Raw genomic sequence first — 1,437 nt, forward strand, 5'->3', positions numbered from 1 at the left:
CTGAGACATCCGGCAGCACCTTCATGATCTCGTCGAGAAGGTCAGCAACCCCGCGGCCGTGGATCGCGGAAACCGGATGCGGCTCCCCGAGCCCCAGGTTCCACAGCGCGGCAGCCTCGGGCTCCTGGCGGGCGTCATCGATCTTGTTGGCGACGAGGAAGACGGGCTTGCCGCTCTTGCGCAGAAGCTTGACGACGTGCTCGTCGGTCGAGGTGGCCCCGACCATCGCGTCGACCACGAACAGGACCACATCCGAGAGGTCGATCGCCACCTCGGCCTGCGCCGCCACCGACCGGTCGATACCACGGGCGTCAGGCTCCCACCCGCCGGTGTCGACGAGGGTGAACCGGCGGTCCATCCACTCGGCCTTGTAGGTCACGCGGTCGCGTGTCACGCCCGGAGTGTCTTCGACAACTGCCTCGCGGCGCCCGAGGATGCGATTTACGAGCGCCGACTTGCCGACGTTCGGACGTCCGACGATCGCGACGACCGGCAACGCCGGCAGGTACTCGATGCCGTCCTCACCGGCCACGAGCCCAGCGAGGACCGCGGCGTCATCCTCGTCCAGGTCGTAGTCATCGAGGGTCGCTCGCAGCGCTGCTGCCCGGGACTCCGCCAGTTCCTCGTCGAGGTCCGCGAGAGTATCGGCGAGGTGGTCCTCGCCCGCGGCGGTCTCGTCAAACTCGTCACCAGTGGTGCTCATGGTCAGTCCTTCCCCTCCACGCCCGGGGCTACCCGGTCGGGGTCCACTGGCGCGGCGCCCCCGAGTTCCCGGCGTGCGACGGCGAGCACTTCTGCCACCGTCTCGTCGAAATCCAACGCGGTCGAATCGACCACGGCAACGCCTGGAGCGGCGGTCAGGAAGTCCACGACCTTCGAGTCCGACGAATCGCGGCGCCGCAACGCCTCCGCGACCTCTGCCGCGGTCGATCCGCTGATCTCGGCGCTGCGTCGCGCAGCCCGAACCGCGGGATCAGCGGTCAGCAGGATCCGCGCCGGCGCATCCGGGGCGACGACGGTCGTGATGTCCCGACCCTCCACGACAACCCCGGGACGACCGGATGCCGCAACCAGCCGCCGGAACGCCGCATTGATCGCTCGTCGGATCGCCGGAACGCGGGCGACGCCGCTCACGGCATCCGTCACCCGCTGCTCGCGAATCGCCTCGGTCACATCGACCTCGCCCGATCGCACCCAATAGTCATCAGGGTCCAGGGAAATGCGGAAGTCGAAGTCGCTGACGGCTTCCAGCACAGCAGTGGCATCGGAGGTGTCGACCTCGCGCGCCAACGCGTGCCACGCGAGCGCCCGATACGCCGCTCCCGTGTCGAGGTAGCCGAAGCCGAGCGCGCGGGCCACCTGCTTCGACACGCTGGACTTGCCGCTGCCGGCAGGGCCATCAACCGCGACGATCACGACGTCGGACGCGGCGGTGTC

General features: G+C 69.0%; 2 protein-coding genes. Both read right to left on the minus strand.

Annotation, left to right across the window (positions count from 1 at the left end):
* Positions 1-703, minus strand: a 703-nt coding sequence (locus tag B3587_RS00005) for a GTPase (protein WP_292725584.1), incomplete at its 3' end; no start/stop codon positions are given.
* A 2-nt stretch (positions 704-705) separates the two neighbouring features.
* Complete coding sequence (gene cmk / locus B3587_RS00010) at positions 706-1,416, minus strand: (d)CMP kinase (RefSeq protein WP_349675791.1); 711 nt, start codon at positions 1,414-1,416, stop codon at positions 706-708.
* Between the last annotated feature and the right edge of the window lie 21 nt (positions 1,417-1,437).

Source organism: Microbacterium sp. UBA837, assembly GCF_002296025.1.
In the GTDB taxonomy this organism is placed as follows: Bacteria; Actinomycetota; Actinomycetes; order Actinomycetales; family Microbacteriaceae; genus Microbacterium.